A 26,331-nucleotide genomic window follows, 5' to 3' on the forward strand; every position below is an offset into this window, starting at 1 on the left:
AGGTCCCGGCGGTGGCCTTGAGGGGACCCCTTGACGTTCTCTGGAAGAGAAGCGGTGGGGCCTGGGAAGAGCGGTGGGCCGTCGCAGGGGATTTGTGATACACCAATCGTCCCACAGGTTGCGTTCTGCCAGCATGGTGATGACGGTCTGATCCGAAGATCGCCGGAGAATTCATTGCAAAAGACTGGATCGGTGTGGAGATTCCCCGCAAAGCTTTCTTGATTCTCGATGCAGCCGATCCAGTCGCCGCCGGTATTCCCATAAATGTCCGAACACTGAAGATCAACCTGTGGCGTTTCCGAAAGAGTGTCGCAGAAAACCGCCACGCCACCCGTATTGAACGCAATAATTGTTAGCGCGATCTGGGATTGTGCGCCCGAGGCGAGTTGCAGCGATGCGCCGTACAGCGCGAAGTTTGAGAAAAACGTGGATGACGAAATGGACGTGGTTGTGCTCATTCCTGAGTTCGAGGAGGAGGAGTCCCAGAGATATTCCTCGAAGAGGATGGGGCGCATTTCTCGGAACGTGTGGGTGCTTGACGGGATCATGGCGCAGATGGCGAACTTTCAGGAGGTTCTTGCAGAGGGAACGCCCGAAGAGAAGAAGGAGCTCATTCGGCTGTTTGTGGAGGGGATCGAACTGGACGTGGAGAAGAGAGTGGCGCGGTGCCGGATAAAGAAGTTCCCGGCACCGAAGGATCTCGATGCCGGGAAACTATCTTTTGGGTTGGTAGCGGGGGCAGGATTCGAACCTGCGACCTTTGGGTTATGAGCCCAACGAGCTACCAGACTGCTCCACCCCGCGACAATTCTTTGGAGCCGAAGTATCGCTTAGCGGGGGGCTCGCGTCAAGCCCCCCGGGCACGAAAAGCACGATTTTTTCCGATGTTACGAGGCTAATTCGACTTCGGTTGGGCGGGAACCAGCTTGTAGACCTTGTCCCCGGGCTGGATATAGCCGTAGCGCTCGCGGGCCGTCTTCTCGACATAGAACGGGTCGCTGTCCAGACGCGCGAGCTCCGTCTCCAGCAATGCGGCGCTGTGCTCGAGTTCGGCGATGTTACGGTCCAGGCTCGCGCGTTCGTGGCGCAACATGGCAATGCGGATGGCACCGCCGTCACCCAGCACGAACGCGTAGATCAGACCCGCCAGCACCAGGAAGAGGAAAAATCGCTGCACCGGCGCGCTCACCACCACCTGGTGGCGGTAGAAGTTGCGCAGAAACGGTCCCACGCTCCCGCCGCTGGTCACCACCGACGAGCCGGTGTGACGGGGGCGCGGTTTGAAGTCGCGAAAGATCCCTCTGCGATCCACTTCGTTGTCGCGGTCGTATTCCCAGCGCGCCATGACGTCCTCCGCTTGCCGCCCTAGCCGAGCGACGGGTACACCGACATCCCCGGATAGATCGACACCGAACCTAGTTCCTCATCGATGCGCAGCAGTTCGTTGTACTTGGCGATGCGCTCGCTGCGGCACAGGCTCCCGGTCTTGATCTGGCCGGCGTTGGTGGCCACCGCGAGGTGCGAGATGGTGGTGTCCTCGGTTTCGCCGCTGCGGTGCGAGATCACGCACGAGTACCCGTTGGACTTGGCGGTGTCGATGGTGCGCAGCGTTTCGCTCAACGTGCCGATCTGGTTGAGCTTGATCAGAATGGAATTGGCCACGCCGCCCTCGATGCCGCGGCGCAGTCGTTCCTCGTCGGTCACAAAGAGGTCGTCTCCCACCAGCTGCACGCGTTCGCCCAGCGCCTTGGTGAGCGTTGCCCAGCCGTCCCAGTCGTCTTCGGACAAACCGTCCTCCAGCGACACGATGGGGTACTTGTTCACCCATTCGCTGTAGAACGCGACCATTTCGTCGGACGAGAGCACGCGCTTCTCGCCGCGCAGGGAGTACTGGCCGTTCTCGTAGAACTCGTTGGAGGCCGCGTCGAGAGCGATGCAGATGTCCTTGCCCGGCGTGTAGCGCGCGCGGGTAATGCCCTCGAGCAGCACCTCGATGGCCTCTTCGTTGGAGCGCAGGTTGGGCGCAAAGCCGCCTTCGTCGCCCACGCCGGTGGCGAGCCCCTTGTCCTTGAGGTACTTCTTCATGGCGTGGAACGTCTCCGAGCCCATGCGCAGCGCCTCGGAGAAGTTGGGCGCGCCCACCGGGACCAGCATGAACTCCTGGATGTCCACGTTGTTGTCCGCGTGTGCGCCGCCGTTGATCACGTTCATGAGCGGCACCGGGAGCACGCGCGCGAACACGCCGCCGATGTGCTGGTAGAGGGGGAGGTTCATGGCCTCGGCCGCCGCGCGCGCCACCGCAATCGACACGCCCAGGATGGCGTTGGCGCCGATGCGCGACTTGTTGGGGGTTCCGTCCAGCTCGATCATGAGCTGGTCGATGTAGCCCTGGTCGATGGAGTCGAGGTCGATGATTTCGGGGCCGATGACGTCGTTGACGTGGGCCACCGCGCGGGTCACACCCTTGCCCTGGTAGCGGGTGGTCTCGCCGTCGCGCAGTTCCAGGGCCTCGTGTCGGCCGGTCGAGGCGCCGGAGGGCACCGCGGCGCGGCCCAGGGAGCCGCCGTCGAGGCCGACGTCGACCTCCAGCGTGGGGTTGCCCCGCGAATCGAGGATCTCGCGGGCGTGGACGTATTCGATGATGGTCATGATGGCTACGGTCCCGGGGAAAGAGGTAATCTGGACTGTAGAAACCGCGTGCGAAATGTGTCAACATAAATCAATTCCAGCGCTTGGGGCTCCGGCCCCGGCGCTGGTATCCGAACGGCCTCGCATGACATCGGGTTGCCCGTGTGGTGTGCCGCAGCGCACGGAGACCCGCACACCATGAAACACCGGTCGAGGCGCCAGCGGGCGTTGCGATACGGGTGCGCACGCGATGGCGCGGGCGCGGCACGCAGTGTCCACCGACACAATTCGTTGTGAAAGAAGAGGACATCCAACTCGTCGCGAGAGCGCGCACCGGAGACGAGCGCGCGTACCGGGCCTTGCTCGACAAGTACGAGCGCCCGGTGTTCAGCATTTGCCTGCGCATGGTGCGCAACCGCGACGACGCCACCGACCTGGCGCAGGAATCCTTCATCAAGGTCTTCGGCTCTCTGGACCGCTACAACCAGGCGTATGCCTTCTCGAGCTGGCTGTTCAAGATCACGTCCAACCTGTGTATTGACTACCTGCGCAAGCGCCGCATCGACACGCTGCCCATGGATCAGCCCATCGACGGGGAGAAGGGCGAAATCCAGCGGCAGTATGCCGCACCCGATCCGACGCCGGCCGAGTCGTTCGACCGGCGCGAGAAGATGGAAAGGCTGGAGTCCGCCATAGGCTCCCTCCCGGAGCACTACCGGATCATGCTGATCCTGCGCCACCAGGAGGACCTGTCCTATGAGGAAATCGCCGACCATCTGTCCATCCCGCTGGGCACGGTGAAGGCCCGGATTCACCGGGCACGCGAGATGCTCAAGGGACTGCTCAACGATGCTGAATTTCTAGCATGAAAGCGACACTTAACATGTTGTCAAATAAAGAGATAAAATATGTGCCCGCACCACACTCGAAACACCCCCGCGGACGCAAACTTTTTGGCGCCGTTTACGTAGATTCCACACGGTTACACTCCCGACGCACCGGGAGCAACCAGGAGGCAACCCCACGATGAAGCACGGGATCGCAGGACTGGCACCGGCCGTCCTCATCGCACTGACGGCCGTAACCGCCGTCGCCACCCCCGGCGATCGCGTCGACCGCGAAGAGAAGCGCACGGTCGCCGCAGCCGACAAGAAGGAGCTCTCGGTCAAGAACCCGCGCGGCCGTACGGTCGTGGTGGGCAAGGACGGCCTGAGAGAGGTGACCATCGTCATCACCCGCTCGGCCCGCGGACGCGATGCGGAGGATGCGGCCAGGCTGCTGGACGATCTCGAGGTCGAGATCGAAGAGCGCGGCGACCGGGTGCAGGTGGAAACGCACGATGACGGTTCCCGCAATCGCGGCATCTGGTCCTATGTCAAGGGAGACCACCGCAGCGCGTGGGTGGACTACACCATCGAAGTGCCGCGCGGATTTCACGTGACGGCTTCGACCACCAGCGGCGAGGTGCGTGTTTCCAACATCGAAGGCAACGCGGTGGTGGCCGCAACCAGCGGCGACATCGACATTCGTGCCATCGGCGGCGATGCGGAGATAGCCGTCACCTCCGGCAACGTCGACGCGGTGGAGATCGGTGGCGACGTGGAGTTGTCCGCCACCAGCGGGGACGTGAACGTCGACAAGGTGGGTGGCAAGCTCGAGCTGGAGGGAACCAGTGGCGACTTCCAGGTAACGCGTGTGGCGGGCAATGTGACCGCACAACTCTCCAGCGGCGATTTCGTCCTGGAGGGGTGCTCGGGCAACGTGTCCTTCGACACGGCCAGCGGTGACGGTCGCATGATTGAGGTGACGGGCAGCATCGAGGCCAGCACCTCGAGCGGCGATATCGAGGTGCTCATCATGCCCACCGCCGACCGCGTCTTCGACCTGAGTTCGTCGAGCGGCGATATTCGCGTGTACTACGTGCCGGTCAAGAACTTCGGATTCCAACTGGACGTGAAGACCGCCAACGGGTCCATCGAGGGCGATCTGCCCATCAAGGTGAGCCGGGTGGATCGCCGGCGGTTACAGGGTGTGGTGGGTTCGGGCGCCGCGCGCGTGGAAATAGAGACGGCGAGTGGCGATGTGACTATAGTGGAACAGGGCGAGTCCGCCTCGAAGAGCGGCCGCTAGGACGTTGAACGAATAATATGAATTGCGAAACTGCACAGAGTCTCATGCAATCGTACCTCGAGGGACGCCTGGCGACACTCGAGCGCAACGAGTTTGTCTACCACGTCACGGAGTGTGCGGCGTGCGAGTCCGAGGTCATCGAGTATCGCGACGTATTCCGTTGCCTGCGTGACATGCCGCGCCTGGATCCGCCACCGCGGCTGGGTGTGGCCGTCATGGCGCACCTGCACGCGGAAGGCCTCATTCACGAGCCGCGCTTCCCGTGGGCCCGCCGGGTCGCCGATCAGTACTTCGGCATTCCGACGCGCGTGCGTTACCCGTTGACGGCGGCGCTCCTGGTTGCGGTTCTCTACGTGCCGGTGGCGGTCATCCTCTCCGGCACACGGGGCTCGCTGGCCGGCGCCGCGGAGGGTTTCGCCCGCGCCATCCTGTGGGTGCAGGGGACCATTGCCTCGCTGGGCGCCGTGGCGGCTTTCGAGCCGTACGTACGTGTCACTCGAACCGTGTTTACTGCGGTGGCGGCCTATGTATCGCCGGGTATGCTGATCGCGGCCGCCATCATTGCCGCGGTGATCGTCATGTCAGCAACGCGCCACGGGCGCAGGAAGAGGCCCTCGGGTCATGCGATGTTCTCCCTATAACCGGATCGCCCTCGTGAGCGCCGTGGTGTTGTTCGCGGCGGGATTTGCCGTCCTGCCGGGCGCGAACCCGGTCGCGGCATTTACACCCCAGGACGTCGACACCATCATCATCGAGGTCCCCACACCACCACCACCGCCCGGTGTTCCCGGGACCGGTAAGAAGCGCATCGTTATCGGCGGCAGCGGTGTGCGTATCGAGGGCGAGATCAACGAGGACGACTCGTCGGGGTTCAACTACGACTTCACCTTCGGCGAGGTCCACCACAGCGGTGACGAAGACGGCATCGTGCGGGTGGGCGAGAGCGTGTATGTGGCCCCCGGCGAGCTGGTTCCGGGTGATGTGGTGGTCTTTGGCGGCAACGCCATCATCGAGGGCACGGTGGCGGGATCCGTCGTGGTGCTGGGTGGCGAAATCCGTGTGCGCAACGGCGCCGAGATCAAGGGCGACATTGTTGCCATTGGTGGAAAGATTGCCGAGGACGAAGACGTCATCGTGCGTGGCGAGAAGATCGTGGTGGCCGGCATCGCCACCCAGATCGGTGACGATCTCGACATCACCAGCGGCAAGTTCCGCGGCATCGTATCCGCGTTCTTCCTCTTCGTGGGACTGATACTGTTCTTCATCACCATGCTGTTCCTGCGCCAGCGCGTGGAGCGGACCGGCGAATACCTGTCGGCGGGACTGCTGCGCAGCTTCGGCGCCGGGGTGCTGGCGTCCATCGCGTTGCAGTTCGTTATCTTGATAGTGACCATCCCGCTGATCATCACCGTCATCGGTATTCCGCTCGCGGTGATCCTGTTTCTCAGCTACGTGGGCGTGTTCGTGATCGCCTGTACCGTGTTCGTCTATGCGGTCGGCCGCGCCATCGCCTCGCGCATGGGTTTCACGGGTGGCACCTTCGGCCGCCTGGCCATCGGGTTCCTGGTGCTCTCCATTCCCGAACTGGTTGCCTTTGCCTTTGACGCCATTGGTGACGGCCCCATCAGCGTCTACGTGTTCATCAAGATCGTGAGCGTGGTGGTGTGGCTGTTCGGCTACGTCGTCGGCCTGGGTTCCATTGTTCTGAGTCGTTTCGGAACGCGCCCGCCCGTGGGCGTTGAGCCGCCCGACAGTCGCGTCCCGGAATTCGCGGCCACCCCGACCACCTGACGGGGTTCTCCCCTCCCACCCGCGTTTTGGACTATCGCCCCCGTTTACCGGGGGCGTATCCTTATTGGGTATGCGATGTTCCGTTTCGAGAGGGGCGGTGCTGTTCCTCGTGCCCCTGCTGGCCGGACTCCTCTCCATAGAATCCCGTGCCGCCGCGCAGCGCTTCGAGAGCGAGGCGTACCAGTGGGCCCAGGGCCGCATGATCGACACGGTCTACGTCCACGGCAACACGCGCGTGAAGTCCATCGCCATCCAGCGCGAACTGGAATCGCGCCAGGGCGGGCGGATCGACGCGAACGCGGTGGAGCGCGATCAGCGCTACGTGGCCGACCTGAGCCCCTTCGCGACGGTCGCCATACACGTGGAGCCGGTGGGCGCGGACAACTGCGTAATGCACGTGGTGGTGACCGAACGCCCCGCCCTGCTGCTCAATCTCATCTACCCGGTGCTCGACTACGACATCAACACCGAGCGCCTGGTGTACGGGCTCAAGTGGTACGACCGCAACTTCCGCCGCCGGCTGGAGAGTTTCTCGCTGGACGCAAAGCGGGACAACCGCAACAACGAGTCCGCGTCGGCGTCGTGGTCAACCGCCTGGATCGGGTGGAAGCACATCGGCACCGGGTTGAATGTCGCGTACCTGAAGCGGGAGGAAGCGTCGTCGGAGCCGGGCATCATCGAACAGGCGCGGGGCGGCGTTTCGGTCTCGCTTCCGCTGACCGAGAGCCGCATTGCGTTCTCCCAGATGATCTTCGGGCTGGGGACGGCGCACAATCGCGTGGGAGTGCGCGGCCAGCAGTCCGAGGACGAGAACCTCATCAGCCCCTCCGTGGGATTTCGTTTTGATGACCGTTATGGGAGCCTCAAGGTGCGCCGCGGAACCTACTTTTATATCAACGCGGTCGCCAGCAAGGTGATCAACGGCGAACAGCAGGCCTACTACCGGGTTGACAACGACATCCGCCATTTCACACCGCTGGATGAGACCACGGTGCTCGGATTGCGCTCGCTCGCCAACATTCAACTGGGCGAGTATCCGGACTACATCCGGTTCGGCATTGGAGGCGCGGGAGGGATCCGCGGCTACGAGCAGAGCGACTTCCGTTCCGCGCACCGCTGGATCCAGTCGCTGGAGCTGCGCATCATGCCATGGCCGAAGTTGCTCTACCGGGTGCCGTTCCTCGGGATCACCGACTTCCAGTTCGGGCTGGTGGCCTTCGTCGACACCGGCATCGGCTGGACCACGCCGGAGGAGTTCAAGTACGACAACTTCCACAGCGGCTTCGGCGTGGGCCTGAGGCTCTTCTCTCCCATCCAGGACGTGCTGCGGGTGGACCTCGCGTCCGGCGCGCGGGGCGGGATCCGTCCGTACTTTAGCGCCGGCAGCAACTTCTAGCCCCTCGGCCGGGTTTTCCCCGCGCCGTACCCGCGTGTCTCATTCGACCCGCCGCTGGGTGGCGTGACCCATCAGCCCGGTTAACGAATGAGTAAAACCTCCCAACTTGACCACTGACAACGGCTTTGCGCCATGGTTTCGAGCCGGGTCTGATGGAAATCGTCTCCATCGGCGCGCCCGCCCCCGCCATCTTAACGCCAAATTTAACAGCGAGTTGAACCCGCTCCCGGGAGGGCTTCTCCCGCGCTCTCGTCGGCCCCGGCCAGGAACCCGCCACCCGGGGAATATCGAATGCAGAACACTGGTTGGGAGGAGAATTGAGGGTTTAGCGGATGAAACTCGGTATGGCGCATTTCTTGGCTCGAACGGCGATCGCAGGAGCGGTGGCGCTGGCCACCCACGCGACCCCGGCCGGTGCCGCTGCGACCCGGGTGGACCTGCACAACGGTCTCTCGGTGACCGTCTACGACGCGGGCTATCTGGCCACGCGCGTAACCACCCTGGACGGCAACCCCGCCATCCGCCTGGACGACGGCCGTTACGTGCCGGTCATCACCGACATCAACGATCCGTCGATCTGGAACAAGGGGGACGGGACGTTTCATCCCTTCACGGCGGAAGCGGCGCTTGGCGCTCTGCGGGAACTCCACCACCCGTCGCTGAATCTCAACGTTCGCGTCTACCTGCTGCCGTACCCGCGGCGCAATGTGCTGGTGAGCTCCACCAGTGGCGCCGATGTGTTTCTCAGTCCGCACGTGCTGGACATCGATCCCTCGGTGGCGGCGTACATCGTCACGCACGAACTGGGCCACGTGTTCCACAATCGCTACATGCCCTCCGGCTCGGCGGCGTGGGACGAGTACCGGCAGCTGCGAGGCATCTCCGACCCGTCGCGCTTCCATGACACCGCCAGCCACGCCTACCGGCCCCGCGAGATCCTGGCCGAGGACTTCCGCGTTCTGTTCGGCGGGGAAGACGCGCGCCTCGACGGCCGCGTTGAGAATGTCGAGATCGCGATGCCCGAGACGGTGGCGGGCCTGGAGAGTTTCTTCATTCGCGTGGCGCGCACCACGGTGGTGTCGCGCACGCCGGTGATTGCGGCATCGAGTTATCCCAACCCGTTCAATCCCGATACCGAGATCCGCGTGAGCATGCCCATGGAACTCGCCGATGGCAACGCGCCGGTGGCGGTGCGCATCTACTCGGTAACCGGGGCATTGGTGAAGGATCTGTACGCCGGCCGCGCGGCGGGCGATTTTGTGGTGCGCTGGGATGGAACCGACCGCGCGGGCAACGTGGTGGCGAGTGCCACCTATTATGCGGCGGTGCAGGTGGGGGACGCGCGAGAAACGGTTCGCCTGCTCCTGCTCAAGTGACGATTGTCTCCCCGGCAATGCCTGTGGCGGGGGCGCTTACATTCTCCTCCCCGACTGGTCAAGCTGCCCCTTCCACAGGCCTCTTCTTGTCGTTCAGGGAAAGATTCCACAGCTGACCACACGCGGCGTCGATATCGACACCGCGGCTGCGGCGCACGGTCACGGCCGGCGCCACCGGCAGCAGCCGCGCGGCGAAACGGTCGATGGCCGCCTCGTCCGGGCGGGGGAAGGGGTCCTGGCGGCCGGGGTTGTAAGGAATGAGGTTCACCTTGAAGGGCTGCCGGTGCACGCGGCGGCCCAGTTGGTCGGCGTCGGCGTCGTCCATGGTGAGTCCGGGTATCAGCACGTACTCCAGCGTGACGCGCCGCTTGCCGGAACGCGCGAAGTAGCGCGCGGCGTCGAGCAGTTCGTCTATGGAGAAGCGTGACGCCTTCGGCATCAGCTTCGCGCGCTTCTCGTCGTTGGGCGCGTTGAGCGAAAGCGCCAGCGAGCACTGCGCGTCCGAGTCCGCCAGCTCACGAATACGCTCCGGAAAACTCGACGTCGACACGGTGATGCGCTTCTCGCCCAGGTTCAACCCGGCGGGATCATTGATGGTGCGGATGGCGTCGACCACCGCGGGGAGATTGAGCAGAGGCTCGCCCATGCCCATGAAGACGATGTTGATCTTGCGCGACGGCGGACCGGCCTCGCGCTTGAGCACGCACACCTGGTCGATGATCTCGCCCGCCGTGAGATTGCGCCGGAAGCCGCCCCTCGCCGTCTCACAGAACACACAGTCGAGCGGACATCCCACCTGCGAGGACACGCACGCGGTGCTGCGCCGGTCGTAGTGCATCAGCACCGATTCGATGCGGTTGCCGTCGGGAAGCTGGAAGAGAAACTTGCGCGTGCCGTCGACGGCGGACTGCTGCACCGAGACCGCCTGGATGCTGCGTACCAGCGCGGCTGCGCCGAGCTGCTCGCGAAACGGCGCCGGCAGGTCGCTCATGCGCGCGATGTCGTCCTCCAGGCGGCCGTACATCCAGGTGGTAAGCTGCCGGCAGCGGTACTCGGGTTCACCGCTGGCGAGGACCAGCTCGCGCAAGTCGGTGAGGGACAGGTTTCTCAGGTGGGTCATCGGCATGGCTTTGCGGCGCTCAGTTTGGCGTAGCCTGAATGATAGGCAATATGGTATCCGTAAAAAAGCCCCAATCTTATTGTGTTCTAACGGATTGCATCCATGCCCAGAACCATTCTGATCGCCGATGACGAGCAGGGAGTGCGCAACTCGCTGCAGCGCCTGCTCGAGTTCGAGTCCTACCGGGTGGTGATGGCCACCGACGGACCCTCGGCCCTGGCCGCGGTGCGCGATCGCCCCATCGACCTTGCCCTGGTCGACATCAAGATGCCGGGGATGGACGGGCTCGAAGTGCTTGCGCAGCTGCACTCGGACCAGCCGCAGCTGCCGGTGGTGATCATCTCCGGTCACGGCACCATCCAGACCGCGGTGGAGGCCACCCGGCTGGGGGCGTTCGACTTCGTCGAGAAGCCCATCGACGCAGACCGCCTGCTGCTGGTCATCCGCAACGGGCTCGCCCAGCGCCGGCTGCTCAAGGAAAACGTCACGCTCAAGGCCGCGGTCCGCCAGAAGACCCAGATCGTCGGCCGGCACCCCGAGATTCAGAAGATCATGGAAACGATCCGCAAGGTCGCACCCGCCAACGCGCGCGTGCTGATCATGGGGGAGAACGGGACCGGTAAGGAGATGGTCGCCCGGGCGCTGCACGAGCTGAGCCCGCGGGCCGAGGAGCCGTTCGTGGAGGTAAACTGCGCGGCCATCCCCGAGGAACTCATCGAGAGCGAGCTGTTCGGCCACGAACGCGGGGCCTTCACGGGTGCCGTGGGCCGGCGGGTGGGCAAGTTCGAGCTTGCCGACGGCGGGACCCTCTTTCTGGACGAGGTGGGGGACATGAGCCTCAACGCCCAGGCCAAGGTGCTGCGCGTGCTGCAGGAGTCGGTCTTCGAACGGGTGGGTGGAACCGAGACCATGCGGGTGGACGTGCGCGTGATCGCCGCCACCAACAAGGACCTGCTCAAGGCGAGCAGGGAGGGGAGCTTCCGCGAGGATCTGTTCTACCGGCTCAACGTGGTACCCATTACGGTACCCCCCTTGCGCGAGCGGGCCAGCGACATCCCCACCCTGGTGGAGTATTTCTTGCAGCAGACCGCGACGGAACTGGGCCAGGCGCCGCGCAAGGTCTCCCGGGCCGCCATGGAGCGGCTGCAGGAGTACGCCTGGCCGGGTAACGTGCGTGAATTGAAGAACATGGTTGAGCGGCTGGTGATCCTGTCCTCCGGGGCGTCCATCGAGGTCTCCGACCTGCCGGACCTGGCCGCGGCGGAGAAATCCGAGGGAAGGTATTTTGATATAGCAACTTACACCGAGTTTCGGGACGCCGTGGAGAAGGAGTTCCTGGAGCGCAAGCTCCGCCTTTTCAATCACAATGTGAGCAAGACGGCCCGGCGCCTGGGGATGCAGCGCAGCAACCTGTACAAGAAGCTCGAGAAGTTCGGAATACCATACAAAAGTGGCCGTGACGACGAGGCGGAGGAAGGGGAAAACTGATTGACGGCAAACGGGTTTCGCGATTATATTCAAACGTCAGTGTTATATGCCCCGTGAGGCGTTCTCGTGTCGAGGAAGGAGATGGTTCAGGTATGAAGCGGGCGGCGATTTTCATCATCGTGGTCGCCACTCTCGTGCTGGTTGGCTATCCTTCCGCCCCCTCGCTCGCCGACACTCCGAATTCCGTTTCCACAGGCAAGTCTTCCTCCTCCGGCGTGGTCACAATCGCGCCCGGCGGTTCCGTTTTGAGCGGTTCGGGAGACTCCGGTGGGGGTTCGAATGAGGGCGATGCCGACGGGTTGTCGGGACTGAAGGGTCGTCCCCCGGTTGCTACGTCCAGCGAAGCTTCCGCAGGGGTCGCGAGAGTCATGATGATGTTGGAGCAATGGTGGAAGTTCATGGTGTGGAGCCGGTAAACGACTTCGAACCATAGGAAGCGGTTCGGAATCGTTTTACCCTAACCGTCAACCACTTACTCGAGGATTCAATGTCCGACGCACGGGACGAGAGAGAGTGGCTGGAGAAGGGACGTCGCGATAAAACGCGCGACTCGATTTGCTCGCCTGGTGAGGAGATCGGGGAGATGCACTTCGCGACGGAGAATTTCTCCACGGCTCTGGAATACTTCCGGGGTGCGCTTGAGCAGACGGACCTTCCGGACTATCCGGATCGATTCCGTCTGCTCACCCGCATCAGCGATTGTCATCGGAAGCGCGGCGACTACCCGTCGGCGCGCCAGTGCCTCGAAGATGCCCGCGCCCTTCCGGTAGCGCTTCCGGAAGAGGCCGTGGGCCGCATCGAATACCGCGAAGGGTACCTGCTCCTGTGGCAGGGCGCCTATGACGCGGCCCTCAAGACAGCCTTCGGAGCCTACCGCCGACTCAAGCGGTCGCAGTCGCACTCCGAAGTCGCGTACGTTCAACTCCTCGTGGCCAACTGCTACCAGCGCCTGGGTCTGGTGACCGAGGCGGAGGAGTTCTTCATGGACGCGCTGTCGTCCTACCGCCGCGCCGAGGATCGCGTCGGTATCGCTTACGTCTATAATAGCCTCGGACTGCTGCACAAGAACGCGTGCCGCTGGACGCGCGCACTCGCGTCGTTGTCAAAGTCGCTCGACATCGCCAAGACCCTCGGCCTGTCGCAACACCTCATCGTGGTGCAATTGAACATCGGCGTGGTACACGCCAAGCTGCGCCGTTTCGAGGATGCCATCAGCGCCTTCGACGCGGCCGCGGCGAGCGCAGAGCGTTTTGGCGACCAGGCGAGTCTTACCCGCGCCCTGCTCATGCTGGGGCGCACCCAGGTGGCGCGCGGTGCTCTGGGCAGGGGCGAGAAGGCGCTGCTGCGTGCGCAGGCGATGGCGGTCGAACTGGGTTACGAGCGCGAGGCCGCGCTGGCCGACGAGTACATCGGCGAACTGATGATGGCGCGCAACGATCTTTCCGGCGCCCGCGCCAACCTGGTGGCGGCGCTCGACCGCGCGCGCCGGCTTTCGCCCGAGGGTGACGTGGTGGCGGAGTGCCTGCGGCGCATGGCCGACGTTCAGTATCGGCTCGGGCAGCCCAACGACGCGCTGGCGTCAATCGAAGAGGGCCTGCGCATCGCCACGTCGTGTGGCGAGCTGTATGAGATTGGATTCTTCCACCGTGGCCGCGCACTGTGCCGCGCACGGCTGGGAGAGATGGAAGGCGCCAGCGAGGCCATGCTGGCCAGCATCGCCACGTTCGCCGAACAGGGCAACGCCTTCGAAAAGGTCGTGAGCCAGCAGTTGCTGGCCCGCATTTGCACCCGCATCCGCTCCGAGGCCGCACTCCTGCGCGCCAAGTCGCAGCTGGCCGACAGCGTGGTGGAGCTGGGCAACGTCGACGAGCCGCACGAGTTCATCGTCTCCCAGGTTCTCCTGGCGGGCGTCGAACGGCGTCTGGGTAATCTCGACGAGGCGCTGCTCGCGGTGTACGAGGCCGACCGCGTCGCCTCCGAAGAAGACAACGCGCGCTTCCGCCGAGCGCTGGGCGCGCTGCGCCGCCGCGTGGAGGGGCAGATGTCCAACGCGACGCGGCGCGTGCTCGATCAGTTCTCCGTGCTCGGTGAGATGCAGAGCGGTGCGCGTTCGCGCGAACAGCTCGCCAAGGGACTCGACTCGACCCTGGCGCTGATCGTCGAGAAGCTCGGGGCGCAGGGTGGTTTCATTGCCGTGCCCGCTACCAAGGGCAAGGCGCTGCAAATCATCAGCCGCCAGGGCATGACCGCCAAGGACGCGCAAGCGGTCGAGTCGTGGTACGGAAAACGGGCAGACCGCGGTACCGTGATCGTGGCCGACATCGCCGGCGATCCCGCGGTGGCGGATCTGCGCGAGCGCCTGTCGCTGCGCGGTACGCTCCTGGTTCAGGATCTCGGCTTCGAGCGCGAGGGCCTGGGCGCGCTGTGCGTGTTCAAGGAGGCCGATGGCCCGGTGGGCCAGGACGACCTGCACTTCGTGGCCGCGTATTCGAGCATCATCTCGCTTTCGGTGTACGAACTGCTGCGCACCGAGGAACGCGGCCGCGCCGCGCGCCCGCGCACCAACGCCGGCAAGGGCTTCGAGAGCATCGTCACCGACAACCGCGAGATGATCCACCTGCTCAACCTGGCCGAGCGCGTGGCGCATTCCGACGCCACGGTTCTGCTGCAGGGTGAGACGGGAACCGGTAAGGGACTCATCGCCTACGCGGTCCATCTGCTCAGCGAGCGGAGGGACCGCGCGTTCGTGCACGTCAACTGCGCCGCGCTGCCCGAGCACCTGCTCGAATCAGAGCTGTTCGGCCACGTGCGCGGCGCGTTCACCAACGCGTACTTCGACAAGGACGGCCTCTTGATCGAGGCCAACGGCGGGACCATCTTTCTGGATGAGATTGGCAAGACCTCGCTGGCCATGCAGGGCAAGCTGCTGCACTTCCTCGACTCGGGGAAGGTGCGCAAGGTGGGTTCCAACGACCTGATGGCGGTGGATGTGCGCGTGGTGTGCGCGTCCAAGGGCAACCTGCTCGGCCTGGTGGAGGAAGGGAAGTTCCTCGAGGACTTCTTCTACCGCATCAACGACTTCCCGCTCACGGTGCCGCCGCTGCGCGCGCGCCGCGAGGACATCCCGCTGCTCATGCACCACTATATCGCCAAGCTCTCACGTGAGATGGAGAAGAGCATCGACAGCGCCACGCCGGAGTTCACCGGCAAGCTCGTCGAGTACAACTGGCCGGGCAACGTGCGGGAGCTGGAGAAGGTCATCAAGCGCGCCATCATCCTGGCCGACGACGGTGATAGCCTCGATGTGCGCCACCTCGCACCCGAGGTGCTCCGGGCCCCGGATCCGGAGATGGCCAGCGTTGCCGAGACTGCCACGCTGCGCGAGCGCATCGAACAGATCGAGCAGGCCATGATTATGGAAGCCATGCGCCGGCTCTCGGGAAACAAGTCCCAGGTGGCCACACACCTCGGGATCAGCTATCCAAACCTGCTTTCGAAGATCAAACGCTACAATATTCAGTAGCCCGCCTCTGCCCGGCCACCACGCATGGTGGCAGGGCCTCACTATTAAAACTTTTGATAACGCCCGTTTAGGCGCAAAACTCATTTGTTTACTTTGGGTTGCTCCCCTTGGTGGCCATGGTATACAAATGTTTTTAATAGTCGCCTGTTTGGGGGGGATCACCCGGGCGTGTGTTGCGCCCGCGCGGACGTCGTTAACATGTTATTTGTTAACACGTTACGATCGTGTCGGAAGCCTGGGGAATAACGTGCCCGCTTGGCACACGGGTTGCCTTAGCAATACTTCGGAAGTCATCCCGTGCGTAAATGAACTTCCATCTGGTGGGGGACGGATTCTTGGGGAGCGCAAACTCCCCAAGAATCCCGAACTAAGGAAAAACTGAAGCGCTAAGGAGAGATTACTCTCGACCAAAGAATTCGGAGCCTTCGGGCTTCCGGGTTAGCCGATGCCCTGTATACGTTCCTAAGCAAGCTGCTGGCTTTGCGGAGTAAGTTGATTTCGAGAGGTGGGGTCTCGAACTTAACGAAGGAACGGATCGGGGCATCGGCGTTTTCTTTCCTGTCTCAGACCTTCCCGCCGCCCTGCCACGCACCCCAGGTTATCCCTGAAAGAGTGTCCTCTTCTCAGGTCAGTCGTGTAACTCCCCGGGCACGAATCCAGGGCCGCAGCAACCCCTGAAACCGCCATTTCCGGCCTCCCTCGGGGCTCGGTCTGAAATTTTAACTGACTAGTCGACAATCGTTTACATGGCGTGCCGAGCCACCCCGGCAGGCTTTTCCCACCGCTGGCACATGGCTTGCGCTAGGGCCTGTTTGAGATGACGCACCACCTGAGCATAAGAAACCCAATTGACCGCGCCGTACGCATGTCGGGTGTCGTGATGGCCGCGGTGGCTGCAGTGATGCTTCCTTTCGTTGCTGGCTGTGAAGACGATAACCCCGTCGTGGTGGACACGCCTCCGTATCCACCCGACGGGGTCTTCAGCATCACGGGTGATGGCGTCGTGAGCATTTATTGGAACGCGAACTGGGAGGACGATCTGGCGGGGTACGTCGTCTACCGGTCGACCGATGATCCCGGGCCGTACTACGACATCGGTACGGTGCCGGCGAGTCAGACCTGGTTTGACGACACGGACGTCGTGAACGGACAAACGTGGTACTACGCGGTGACGGCATACGACCGCGCCGGCCACGAGAGCGAATTGAGTCTGGAGAGTGTGTTCGACACTCCCCGGCCGGAGGGATTTGGTTTGGTGCTGGTCGAACTGGGGCAAGACCCGTCGCGTGCGGGGTATGACTTTTCAAGTCTGTCAGGGACCTCGCAAGCCGCGGCGCTGGGCACCACGGATATCTACTTCGAGTCGACGGGCGGCGTGAATTATATCGCCAGCGCGGACCTCGATGTAGATATCCAGGATTACGGTCTGATCGATCTCGTCTACGTGGACTGGGCGCCGCTCGTGGGCTGGGCGCCATCCCACTCGGCCGAGGCGATCATTGGCCACAGTTACATCGTTCGCATTCGGGACAGTCAGGGTGATTACAACATGGCGAAAATCCAGGTGACGGAGGTCTCGACGACTTCGGTCACGCTGGACTGGGCGTATCAGGCGGTTGAAAACAACCAGGAGCTCGCTCCCATAGGAGGTGCCATGCCATGAAACGCACGACCCTGAATATGATGATTGCCGCGATCGCGCTGGCCGCGATCGCGCTGGCCGCGCCGACGGCGCAGGCCGACCCCCCGGGCATCGTGGTATCCGGACAGGCCGGCGTGCGGGTGTGGGTGGACGGCGGGGATATCTTCCCGGCGTACAACGACGTCTCCATCTACCTGCGGGCGGACCGCGACTGCTACGCGACCCTGCTGCTGGTGGACACGGACGGCTATCTGCACGTGCTCTACCCCTCGTCGCCGTACGATCGCGTGTGGCTGCGCGGTGGCCGCACCTATCGCTACAACGCGTGCGACGTGGGTCTCGACCGGCTGGACGGCGTGGGTATTGCGCACCTGTATGCGGTCGGAAGCCCGGTGCCGTTCGACTACTCCTACTATGGCGCGTCGGTGTTCGTGGGCGGGTTTGGATTCCGCGTCTACGGGGATCCGTATGTGGCCTGCCGCGACTTCTACGTGTCGCTGCTGCCGGCATCGTGCCGCTGGGACTTCGTGACCGTGGGTTGCGCGCGCTTCTACGTGCGCCAGTGGGTGCGCTACCCGGCGTACCTGTGCTCGGCCTACGGTGGCGTGCACGTGCGCATCGGTGACAACTGCCGCCAGTGTGCCGGCGTGTACGACTCGTACCGCTGCAACGTGGCGGATCCGTACCAGGCGCTGCGGCCGGCGCCCGCGAAGTTCAAGAGCGTGTACACGACGAGCCGCGGACCGGCCCCGAGCGGCCGTGTTACCGAAGCGCGGGCCAGGTCGGTGCAGCGCACCGTCGAGCCGCGGCCGGTGAAGAGTGTCGAGCGGGTGAAGGTCGTGTCGACCAGCGGGTCGCGCGCGGCCGAGCGCACCCCGGTGAAGATCAGTGAACGCAAGGTCAAGGGTACGTCCGCGAAGCCGGGCGCCGACAACGCGCGCAGCGCGCGCGGGACGACAGCCGTCAAGACGACGAAAACCGTCACGAAGGCCAAGTCCAGCACCGCTTCTGGACAGAAGAAGGGAGCCGCGAAACGGGTTCGCCAGGCTCGCTAAGACAGGGTTTGGTTGGCTGGTAGCGTCGAGTAGGCTGGTTAGGAAGCCGACCAGGTAAGGGGGAGTTGCGCCGGAGTAAGCGTCGATCAGGGGCGGCGAATTACGGGCGACAACTCCCCCTTTACCGTTGACCCGGCCAAGTATTATGGCTACAGTGGGTTGCGTTCCGAGTCCCCCCGCAATTGCAGGTCGTTCACCACACGAAGAGAAGTCCTTACGTCTTGAGCTTCAGCACCCGTCGTCTTCCGCGCCTCGCAGGCCTGTGCCTGATCGTGTCGGCGCTGGCCGCGTCGCCGTCATCGGGCGGGCGGCAGGTTCCCGCGTACCGGAGCCCCGATCGCCCCGGGCAGATTCGGCCCGTGGCACCGGTCACATCAAACGGCGCACTCAACGTTTATCAACGCGACCGCCTGCGCTCGCTGGTGACGCCCGCCGCTGCCGTACGGGATGACACGCTGCGGGTCCTCGCCTTCCAGGTCCAGTTCCAGGACACCCTCATGGGCGGCCAGCCCGGCAGCAACCGTCCGCTGCGGGACACCACCTGGTTCTCCAACGAACTCGAACACATGGCGCAGTATTTCCGCGGGGCATCGCGCGGGCACCTGCAGGTGGCGTGGACCATCGACGACTCGCTCTACACGCTGCCGCAGAAGATGAGCTACTACGGCTCGGACACCTTCGAAGACCAGCGCGTGGTCGAGCTGGCGCAGACGGTGATCGACCAGGCGGACGCGCGCAACAACTTCGCGGCCTACGATCACGTGTTCATCATTCACGCGGGCGCGGGGCAGGAAACCGACATCGGCGGCGACTCGCCCATCCAGATCTGGTCGAGCTTCTACGACATTGGAGACATCCGCAGCGCACAGGACGACCCCGCCTCGCCGGGCCTTGCCACCGGCGACCAGGTGGCGGGCGACCCGTTCTTCGTGGACAACTTCGCCATCGTGCCGTCGCACGCATCACAGGACTTCGCCACCGTGGGGACACTGGGAATCTGGTCCTTCCAGATTGGCAGCCGGGTGGGGCTGGTGCCGACCTTCGATTCCACCCCGGGTGGTGTTCCGGATTCGCAGGGGGTGGGAGCCTTCTGCCTGATGGGCTACGGGCTGTTCAACGTGAATGGCTTCGTTCCCGGCTTTCCGTGCGCGTTCAACCGCGTGATCGCGGGCTGGCTGGATCCGGTGGTGATCGATGCCGACCCCGCCGCCGCCACCGTGCGCCTCGCGGACATCAATACCGGCGCCGAGACCGACACGCTCTGCATCCGCGTGCCCATCACCGAGGGCGAGTACTACCTGGTGGTCAACCGCGTGCACGACGCCAACTTCGACAGCCTGTTCACCTTCGGCGATGCGGACAGCAACCTCATTCCCAACAACACCGACTCGCTGGAAGGCGCGGAGTTCGATTTCTTTCTCACCGACCTCACCAACCCCTACCTGTACCGCTACAGCCCCGCCTACGGGTTCGACGTGCTGCTGCGCCACACCGGGAGCGGCATCTACATCTGGCACGTGGATGAGCGCGTGGTGAGCGATGCCGTCACGAGCGGCTTCCTGCCCGACGACTACGTTGCGCGCAAGGGGATCGACCTCGAGGAAGCGGACGGCGTGCAGGACCTCGACCGTCTCGGCTCGGCCGCCTTTTCGCTGGGCAGTTACTTCGATTCGTACCGTACCGGCGAGGGCAACGAAACCGTGCTCGGTTCCTCCACCCAGCCCGCCTCGGTGTCCAACTCCGGGGTGGCGACGGGCATCGCCATCGAAACACTCTCTCCGGCCGGAAGCTTCATGCGAGTGAACGTGCAGCGCGAGATTTCGTACACGGAGGTGCGCGCGCGCTGGGACGCGAGCTCACCGTCGCAGCCGGCCAGCGTTGTGGACCTGGATGGCGCGGGTGACGCCGAGATCGTGGTGCTCTCCGACGACGTGGGCGTGTTCGTGTTCAAGCCGGACGGAAGCGAGTGGGTGGACGGCGACGCCAACCCCGCCACCGTCGACCCCTACATCGCCGCGCCGGGTGTGTCGTGGGCGGGGCCGCCCGCGTTCGCGGACCTCGACGGCAATCCCGGCGACGAAATTGTTGCGACCGCGCTCGGCGGGCGTGTGTACGCGTGGACGTACACCGGTTCCGAACTGGTGGATGGGGACGGCGATCCCGGCACGCAGGGGGTTCTCTACCAGGGCCAGCCGATGCTGACGCCGCCCATGCTGGTGGACGTCACCGGTGACGGGCGGCCGGAAGTGGTCATCACCGAGCGCGTCGGCGGCGGGGCGCGCATGAGCTTTGTGGACGCCACCGGAGCGGTGGTCGCGCCGGCTGCGGCCGACATCGCACCGCTGTGGCCGCTCTCATTGCCCGCTCAGCGCGTGAAGGCGCTCGCGCTCTCGCGCGTGACCGACAGCGGAACCGAGACGTTCGGTGTGGTGGCCGCCTGCACCGACACCATCGCGTTGCGCACCTTCGTTGCGTGGACGCCGGCGGCGCGCGCCGGGGCGGCGCTCGCGGCGCCACCGGTGGCGTGGAGCAGCACGCTGGTGAATGGCGGCAAGCCGGCTGACGTCGTGCCCTCAGCGCCCGCGGCGGGCGACGTGGACGGTGACAACGACGACGAGATCGTGGTGGCACTCGCCGACGGGCGCGTGTTCGTACTCGACCCGCTAGGCGCGATGAGTGACGCCCTGTCGAGCCGCCAGACAGGACAGTTGCGCGCAGCTGCTCCGTCGGACCCCGTGCTGGGCGACGTGGACGGCGACGGCGCGCTCGAGATCGCGCTGTGGGATTCCGAGTACATGTATATCCTCAAGTCGAACGCGCGCACGATGATCGAGTGGCCGGTGGTGATCCGTCCCGAGGCCGACGGGGAAGCGCCGGTCATCGATCCGGACCGTCAGATGGAGAGCGCGCTCGTGGCGGACATCGACGGCAACGGCGCCGTTGACGTGCTCTTCCCGCTCGACGACGGCACCCTGGTGGCGGTCGGGGTCTCGGGCGCGAAGGTGCGATCCTTTCCGCGCGTGGGACCGTCGGACATGGGCACGGCGCCGTCGCTGGCCCAGGTGTCAAGCGGCGTGTGGAGTCTGGTGTCGCTGGGTTCCAACGCGCTCTTTGCCGGGCTGGACGCCATCAACGATGAGGTGACGACCGATGACGAGACGGCGTTGTCCATCCAGTCGCTGGACGGTTCGGTGGCCGCCGCGGCCTGGCCGGTTTCGCGCGGGGATCTGGCGCGCACCGGGCGCTCCTCGGGTGGATCCGCACCGGCCACGTCGAGCGCCCCCTACGATGCCGGATCGTTTATCATCTACCCCAACCCGGTCACCGGCGACGAGGTGCACGCCCGGGTAGCGACCAACACCCGTGCCACGGTGCAGTTGTCCGTCTACACGGTGGAAGGCCAGGAGGCGCTCACGAGGTCGTTCGAGGTCAATCCGAACGGTCTGCCGGACACGCCCTTCGACGAAGTGATCAACGTGGCCGCGCTCAAGAGCGGTGTCTACCTGCTTCGCCTCAAGATCGACGGCGACAGCGGTAGTGGATCGCTGGTCAAGACGTTCGCGATCCGGCGTTGAAGCGAGTGCGGACGAGTCAAGGAGTCATGAACATGCGCTGGCAACACATTCTGATATCCGCCCTCATTGTGGCCATGCCCGCGGCGGGGCGCGCGGCCGACCCTGGTTCGGCGGGGGCGCTGTTTCTGCGCATCGGCGTGGGCGCGCGCGCGTCGGCCATGGGTGAGGCCTACACCGCGGTGGCGGAAGACGCGTCCTCCGTGTTCTGGAACCCGGGCGCAATGGCGCCGGTGCTGGGGACGAAGGTCACGCTGGCGCACGTGGAGTATTTCCAGACCATCCGTCTGGAGCAGGCTGCGGTGACCCACGAAACCGAGTTCGGCACGCTGGGTTTTCTGTTCACCGGCATGTTCATGGACGACATGGACCGTTATGACGTCGACCCCAGTGCGGTGCCGCTGGGCACCTTCGGCGCCTACGACATGTCGTTTGCGGTGGCGTACGCGCGTTACATCGTACCCAATACGTCAATCGGGGTCTCGCTCAAGTCTGTCTACCAGCGCATCGACGAGCTGTCCGCCACCGGCTTCGCGGTGGACGCGGGCATCTACCACACCTCCAAGATCCGCGGTGTCAAGCTGGCGGCGGTGGCCGGCAACCTGGGCACGCCGATGAACTTCGATACCGAGGAGTACGCGCTGCCGCGCTACGTCAAGGTGGGGGCCAGCTACGAGCGTGAAGTGGCGAGTATCGAGGGGCGGGTGCTGTTCACCTTCGACGCCATGTTCCCCAACGACGACGACTGGCGCCAGCACATCGGCGCCGAGTATTCGTATCGCAGGCTGCTGGCGCTGCGCGCGGGCTACAAGGCGGGCTACGATTCGCAGGGGGCTACGTTCGGCTTCGGCGTCAACTATCGCGAGCTGTCGCTGGACTACGCGTTCCTGCCCATCGGCAACGACCTCGGCGACAACCACCGCTTCGGGCTCGGGTTCAACTTCTAGTCGTCTCGAGCCGCAGCCTTCCGTTGCTGAGCCTTCCGTACGTGAAGTGCTCCAGCCAGTCTCCCACGATCATGAACTCGTGGCCGTCGCGCGTCACGTGCATGGGGTAGTGCACGTGTCCCATCACGAAGGCATCATTCCCGCGCGCAAAGAAACTCTGCCAGGCATGCCCCTCCACCGCGCGCGCGCGCTTCTCCTGGGGAACACTGAAATACTGGCGGCTGCCGTGGGCGACGCCGCGCGCAATCGCGTCCAACAGGTCGGGGTGAATCCAGCGCGACGCGCCGATCACCGCGCGGTTGCGGATGACGCTCTTGAGCATCTTGTAGCCGTAGTCGCGGGGCATCACCAGGTCGCCGTGGGCCAGCACCAGCTTGCGGCCCTGCGCCGCGATGCGGATCTCCTCGTGGTGGACGGTGATGCCGAGGTCGTGCGTGAAGAAGCTGCCCACCCAGTGGTCGTGGTTGCCGCCCAGGAAGTGCACGTCGACCCTGCGCCCCCGGCAGCGGTCCAGGGCCTCGTAGATGTCCAGGTAGCGGCGGCTCACCACCGAACGGTACTCGAAGTAGAAGTCGAAGATGTCGCCCAGCAGAACCAGAAAGGTCCCCGGGGCGAGCGAGTCGAGGAAGCGCAGGAAGCGATCGCGCCGTTCGGCCTCCCCGGGGAGGTCCCGGTCGCGGAAATGCGTATCCGCCACCACCCTGATATCGGTGGCGGCGACGGGCCGGAAATCGATGGGGCCGTTGCGCATAGCAGCTTGCCGGCGCGCTCCGGGCCGGCCCCGGGGATCGCGGCGGACAGGCGGACATGATGACCCAACGCGGGCGGGCTGACAACCTCTTTGATCATAGCCGTTTGCACAGAGGAACTCCGCACCCCTCCACCGCGTACAAAGGGGGTGACCAAGAGGCGGGTGTCCGGGCCGCGTGGCCCGAAACTTGTTACAAAGTAAGCTGGTTGCCCGCGCCGGCGGAGTGGGGACGGGGAAAGTAAGAGGTTGACACGGCGCCGATTCCGGGGTAGACTTTGGGTGCACTGGTCGAGAGTGCATCAAACCTTCGAGAATCTGCTCTTCAGCCAAGACCCCCTGCCACAGCTCCGGGTTGGACGACCGACATCGTCCGCGAACAACGAATGTCCGCGCCGCGGGGAACCGCGTGCGGCGGGACGGCGCGCCGGGTGGCTGCGCCGCAAACCACGGGAGACGACAAGAACGATGAATCTCAACTCCTTCGCACGTGTAGTGGGCCTTTCTGTGGGCATGGTGGCGGTCGCGGCGGGCGCGACGCCGGTGGCGGCGGCGCCGGCCGATCGCAGCGCGACGGTGCGCGCTGACGGTTCTTCGGTGTTCGCGGACGTGGCTGAAAAGGTTCGCCCGGCGGTGGTATTCATCAGAACCGAACGCGCCTTCCGGTCCGAGCGCGGGCAGCAGAACGAAGCCCCCTTCGACTTCTTCCGCGAGTTCTTCCCGGACGGTGAGCAACGCCAGCGCAACCGGCGCGTGCCGGGCGGCGGGTCCGGTTTCGTATTTGACGACGAGGGACGGATCCTGACCAACTACCACGTGATCCGCGATGCCGACAAGATCACGGTCATGCTCGATCACAACGATGACGACGACAGCGTGGGCGAGGAGTACGAGGCGCGCGTGGTTGGCTTCGACCGCCACACCGACATCGCGATCATCCAGGTCGACGGGCCTAAACACCTGCCTAAGGTCAAGCTGGGCGACTCCGACGCGATGCGCGTGGGTGACTGGGTGATGGCCATCGGAACGCCGTTCGGCCAGCTGCAGGGAACGGTGACGGTGGGTATCGTGAGCGCCAAGGGGCGCAGCGATCTGAACATCGTCGGCGGCGACGCGACGTACCAGAATTACATCCAGACCGACGCGTCCATCAACTTCGGCAACAGCGGCGGCCCGCTGGTGAACCTCGACGGCGAGGCGATCGGCATCAACACCGCCATCAACCCGTCCGGGCAGGGCATCGGCTTCGCGATCCCCATCAACATGGCCAAGAACATCATGGCCGAACTGATCGCGAGCGGGCACGTCAGGTACGGGTACCTGGGCATCGTCCTCCAGGAGCTGGACGAGGAGCTGGCCTCGGGCATGGGCCTGGACGTCAAGCACGGCATCGTGGTCCGTGAGGTACAGCCTGGCACGGCGGCGGCCTCGGCCGGCCTGAGGACCGGGGACGTCATCGTCCGGTTCGACGGGGACGATGTAAGGGACGACGGCAAGTTCCGTCTCATGGTCGCTTCCACCCCGGTGGGCAAATCGGTCCCGGTGGTGGTTTACAGGGATGGGAAGGAGCGGGTGATCAACGTGACCCTGGGCGAGAAGCCGGATGACCAGCCGGTGGCTTCGGCGCCCGAACCCGCCAGTGACGCCTGGCTGGGCCTCCACGTGGAAGACGCAACGCGGGGAGAAGTGCGGCGGGAATTCCGCCTGGATCGTGGTCAGACCGGTGTGGTGGTGGTGGACGTCGAGGAGGGCAGTCCCGCGGAAGAGGCGGAGATCATGCCCGGGGACGTGATTACGGAAGTGTATTCACACGAAGTCAAGAGCATGGAGGATTACGTGTCCGTTTCGGAGAAGCTCAAGCAGCGGAAAGACCCCATCGCTTTCCTGGTGAAGAGAGGCAGGAACACGACGTTTGTGACGGTTCTGCCGGAGCGAAGGTAAGCGAATGACTCGAGCCAGGAGGGGAAATGCCATGACGGAACGCGAAGTGGACGAGCGCAAGGAAAAGACCCGTCGCGCAGCGCAGCCCGCGGGTGGAATCCGGAGTCTCGATCTGTACCTCCACGAGATCAACAAGACCCCGCTTCTGACCCGTGAGCAGGAACGGGATCTGGCGCGCCGGATTCACGCCGGCGACAAGAAAGCTCTGGACGGTCTGGTGAAGGCGAACCTGCGCTTCGTGGTGTCGATCGCGAAGCAGTACGCGAACCAGGGGCTCTCACTCGAGGACCTGATCAACGAGGGTAACCTCGGCCTGATCAAGGCCGCGCATCGTTTCGATGAGGAACGCGGCTTCAAGTTCATCTCCTACGCGGTGTGGTGGATTCGCCAGGCGATGCTGCAGTCTCTCGCCGAGCACTCGCGCATCGTGCGGCTGCCGCTCAACCGTGCGGGCACGCTGTACCGTATCGGCAAGGTGTCACGCCAGCTCGACCAGGAACTGGGGCGAGCACCGAGCGCGGAAGAGATCGCCGCGCGGCTCAACATTTCCATCGAGGAAGTCGAGGACACCATGGTGATCGCAAACACCCACGTGTCCCTGGACGACCCTTACTCGGCCGACAAGGACGACACCGCGCTGGTGGATTACCTTACCGACGACGCCCAGGCCGCGCCGGACGAGGATACGTATGTATCGGCACTGAGTGACGACCTGGAGCGGGCCCTCGGCACGCTCAGCGAACGGGAGCGGCTGATCCTGTCGCTCTACTTCGGTCTGGGCGGCGACGAGCCCATGACGCTCGAGGACATTGGTAAGCGCCTGTCGCTCACGCGGGAGCGCATCCGCCAGATCAAGGAGAAGGCGATCCAGCGGCTGCGTCATTCCACCCGCGCGAAGTTCCTGCAGGGCTATATGGAGAATTGAACCGAGAGACCGTTGTGCGTGTCGTACAGGGCCGGGACCGCAGGGACCC

Annotated in this window: 19 protein-coding genes and 1 tRNA gene; 15 read left to right on the forward strand and 5 right to left on the reverse strand. The window is 64.4% G+C overall.

The genetic code is table 11. The features are described 5' to 3' along the window. Positions 1–727: 727 nt before the first annotated feature. From OEX18_03205 to eno, 3 genes are all read right to left on the reverse strand, one after another. Positions 728–804 (reverse strand) — tRNA-Met (locus OEX18_03205). A 91-nt stretch (positions 805–895) separates the two neighbouring features. Beyond that, complete coding sequence (locus OEX18_03210; protein MDH4336267.1) at positions 896–1,345, reverse strand: septum formation initiator family protein; 450 nt, start codon at positions 1,343–1,345, stop codon at positions 896–898. Positions 1,346–1,365: 20 nt separating this feature from the next. Beyond that, positions 1,366–2,649 (reverse strand): phosphopyruvate hydratase, encoded by a 1,284-nt coding sequence (gene eno, locus OEX18_03215; protein MDH4336268.1) that lies wholly within the window; start codon positions 2,647–2,649, stop codon positions 1,366–1,368. Positions 2,650–2,921: 272 nt separating this feature from the next. Here eno and OEX18_03220 point away from each other — a divergent pair, with 272 nt between their 5' ends. The 6 genes from OEX18_03220 (at position 2,922) to OEX18_03245 (ending at position 9,321) form a co-directional block, all read left to right on the forward strand. After that, the gene (locus tag OEX18_03220; GenBank protein ID MDH4336269.1) at positions 2,922–3,497 is read left to right on the forward strand and encodes a sigma-70 family RNA polymerase sigma factor; all 576 of its coding nucleotides are present in this window, start codon (positions 2,922–2,924) and stop codon (positions 3,495–3,497) included. 157 nt (positions 3,498–3,654) lie between these two features. Beyond that, entirely contained in the window at positions 3,655–4,758 is a 1,104-nt protein-coding gene (locus OEX18_03225; GenBank protein MDH4336270.1) for a DUF4097 domain-containing protein, read from the forward strand. A gap of 17 nt (positions 4,759–4,775) precedes the next feature. Further along, a complete protein-coding gene (locus tag OEX18_03230; GenBank protein ID MDH4336271.1) occupies positions 4,776–5,399 on the forward strand; it encodes a zf-HC2 domain-containing protein in 624 nt (207 codons plus the stop codon). A gap of 13 nt (positions 5,400–5,412) precedes the next feature. Continuing rightward, positions 5,413–6,549, forward strand: coding sequence for a hypothetical protein (locus OEX18_03235; GenBank protein MDH4336272.1), 1,137 nt, complete (start codon positions 5,413–5,415; stop codon positions 6,547–6,549). Positions 6,550–6,646: 97 nt separating this feature from the next. After that, positions 6,647–7,945: a BamA/TamA family outer membrane protein gene (locus OEX18_03240; protein ID MDH4336273.1), complete on the forward strand. Its 1,299-nt coding sequence runs from the start codon at positions 6,647–6,649 to the stop codon at positions 7,943–7,945. A 356-nt stretch (positions 7,946–8,301) separates the two neighbouring features. Beyond that, entirely contained in the window at positions 8,302–9,321 is a 1,020-nt protein-coding gene (locus OEX18_03245; protein MDH4336274.1) for a hypothetical protein, read from the forward strand. 58 nt (positions 9,322–9,379) lie between these two features. Here OEX18_03245 and rlmN read toward each other — a convergent pair whose 3' ends face one another. Next, positions 9,380–10,441 carry a 23S rRNA (adenine(2503)-C(2))-methyltransferase RlmN gene (gene rlmN / locus OEX18_03250; protein ID MDH4336275.1) on the reverse strand — a complete coding sequence of 354 codons (1,062 nt, stop codon included), beginning with the start codon at positions 10,439–10,441 and terminating at the stop codon, positions 9,380–9,382. 102 nt (positions 10,442–10,543) lie between these two features. Here rlmN and OEX18_03255 point away from each other — a divergent pair, with 102 nt between their 5' ends. From OEX18_03255 to OEX18_03285, 7 genes are all read left to right on the forward strand, one after another. Further along, a complete protein-coding gene (locus OEX18_03255; protein MDH4336276.1) occupies positions 10,544–11,929 on the forward strand; it encodes a sigma-54 dependent transcriptional regulator in 1,386 nt (461 codons plus the stop codon). 92 nt (positions 11,930–12,021) lie between these two features. Further along, on the forward strand, positions 12,022–12,345 hold the full coding sequence (locus OEX18_03260; protein MDH4336277.1) for a hypothetical protein: 324 nt from the start codon (positions 12,022–12,024) through the stop codon (positions 12,343–12,345). 71 nt (positions 12,346–12,416) lie between these two features. Beyond that, positions 12,417–15,452, forward strand: a complete 3,036-nt coding sequence (locus OEX18_03265) for a sigma 54-interacting transcriptional regulator (protein MDH4336278.1) — start codon at positions 12,417–12,419, stop codon at positions 15,450–15,452. Positions 15,453–16,269: 817 nt separating this feature from the next. Continuing rightward, on the forward strand, positions 16,270–17,115 hold the full coding sequence (locus OEX18_03270; protein ID MDH4336279.1) for a hypothetical protein: 846 nt from the start codon (positions 16,270–16,272) through the stop codon (positions 17,113–17,115). Further along, on the forward strand, positions 17,112–18,149 hold the full coding sequence (locus OEX18_03275; protein MDH4336280.1) for a DUF4384 domain-containing protein: 1,038 nt from the start codon (positions 17,112–17,114) through the stop codon (positions 18,147–18,149). The genes OEX18_03270 and OEX18_03275 overlap by 4 nt, the downstream gene beginning before the upstream one ends. Before the next feature lie 221 nt (positions 18,150–18,370). Then, entirely contained in the window at positions 18,371–21,724 is a 3,354-nt protein-coding gene (locus OEX18_03280; protein ID MDH4336281.1) for a T9SS type A sorting domain-containing protein, read from the forward strand. Positions 21,725–21,756: 32 nt separating this feature from the next. Continuing rightward, the gene (locus tag OEX18_03285; GenBank protein ID MDH4336282.1) at positions 21,757–22,668 is read left to right on the forward strand and encodes a PorV/PorQ family protein; all 912 of its coding nucleotides are present in this window, start codon (positions 21,757–21,759) and stop codon (positions 22,666–22,668) included. Here OEX18_03285 and OEX18_03290 read toward each other — a convergent pair. Then, positions 22,658–23,419, reverse strand: coding sequence for a UDP-2,3-diacylglucosamine diphosphatase (locus OEX18_03290; GenBank protein ID MDH4336283.1), 762 nt, complete (start codon positions 23,417–23,419; stop codon positions 22,658–22,660). The genes OEX18_03285 and OEX18_03290 overlap by 11 nt on opposite strands. Positions 23,420–23,884: 465 nt before the next feature. Here OEX18_03290 and OEX18_03295 point away from each other — a divergent pair, with 465 nt between their 5' ends. Then, positions 23,885–25,357 (forward strand): Do family serine endopeptidase, encoded by a 1,473-nt coding sequence (locus tag OEX18_03295; protein ID MDH4336284.1) that lies wholly within the window; start codon positions 23,885–23,887, stop codon positions 25,355–25,357. Between the two features lie 31 nt (positions 25,358–25,388). Further along, a complete protein-coding gene (locus tag OEX18_03300) occupies positions 25,389–26,282 on the forward strand; it encodes an RNA polymerase sigma factor RpoD/SigA (protein MDH4336285.1) in 894 nt (297 codons plus the stop codon). Positions 26,283–26,331: the final 49 nt, after the last annotated feature.

This window comes from Candidatus Krumholzibacteriia bacterium (genome assembly GCA_029865265.1).
In the GTDB taxonomy this organism is placed as follows: domain Bacteria; phylum Krumholzibacteriota; class Krumholzibacteriia; order WVZY01; family JAKEHA01; genus JAKEHA01.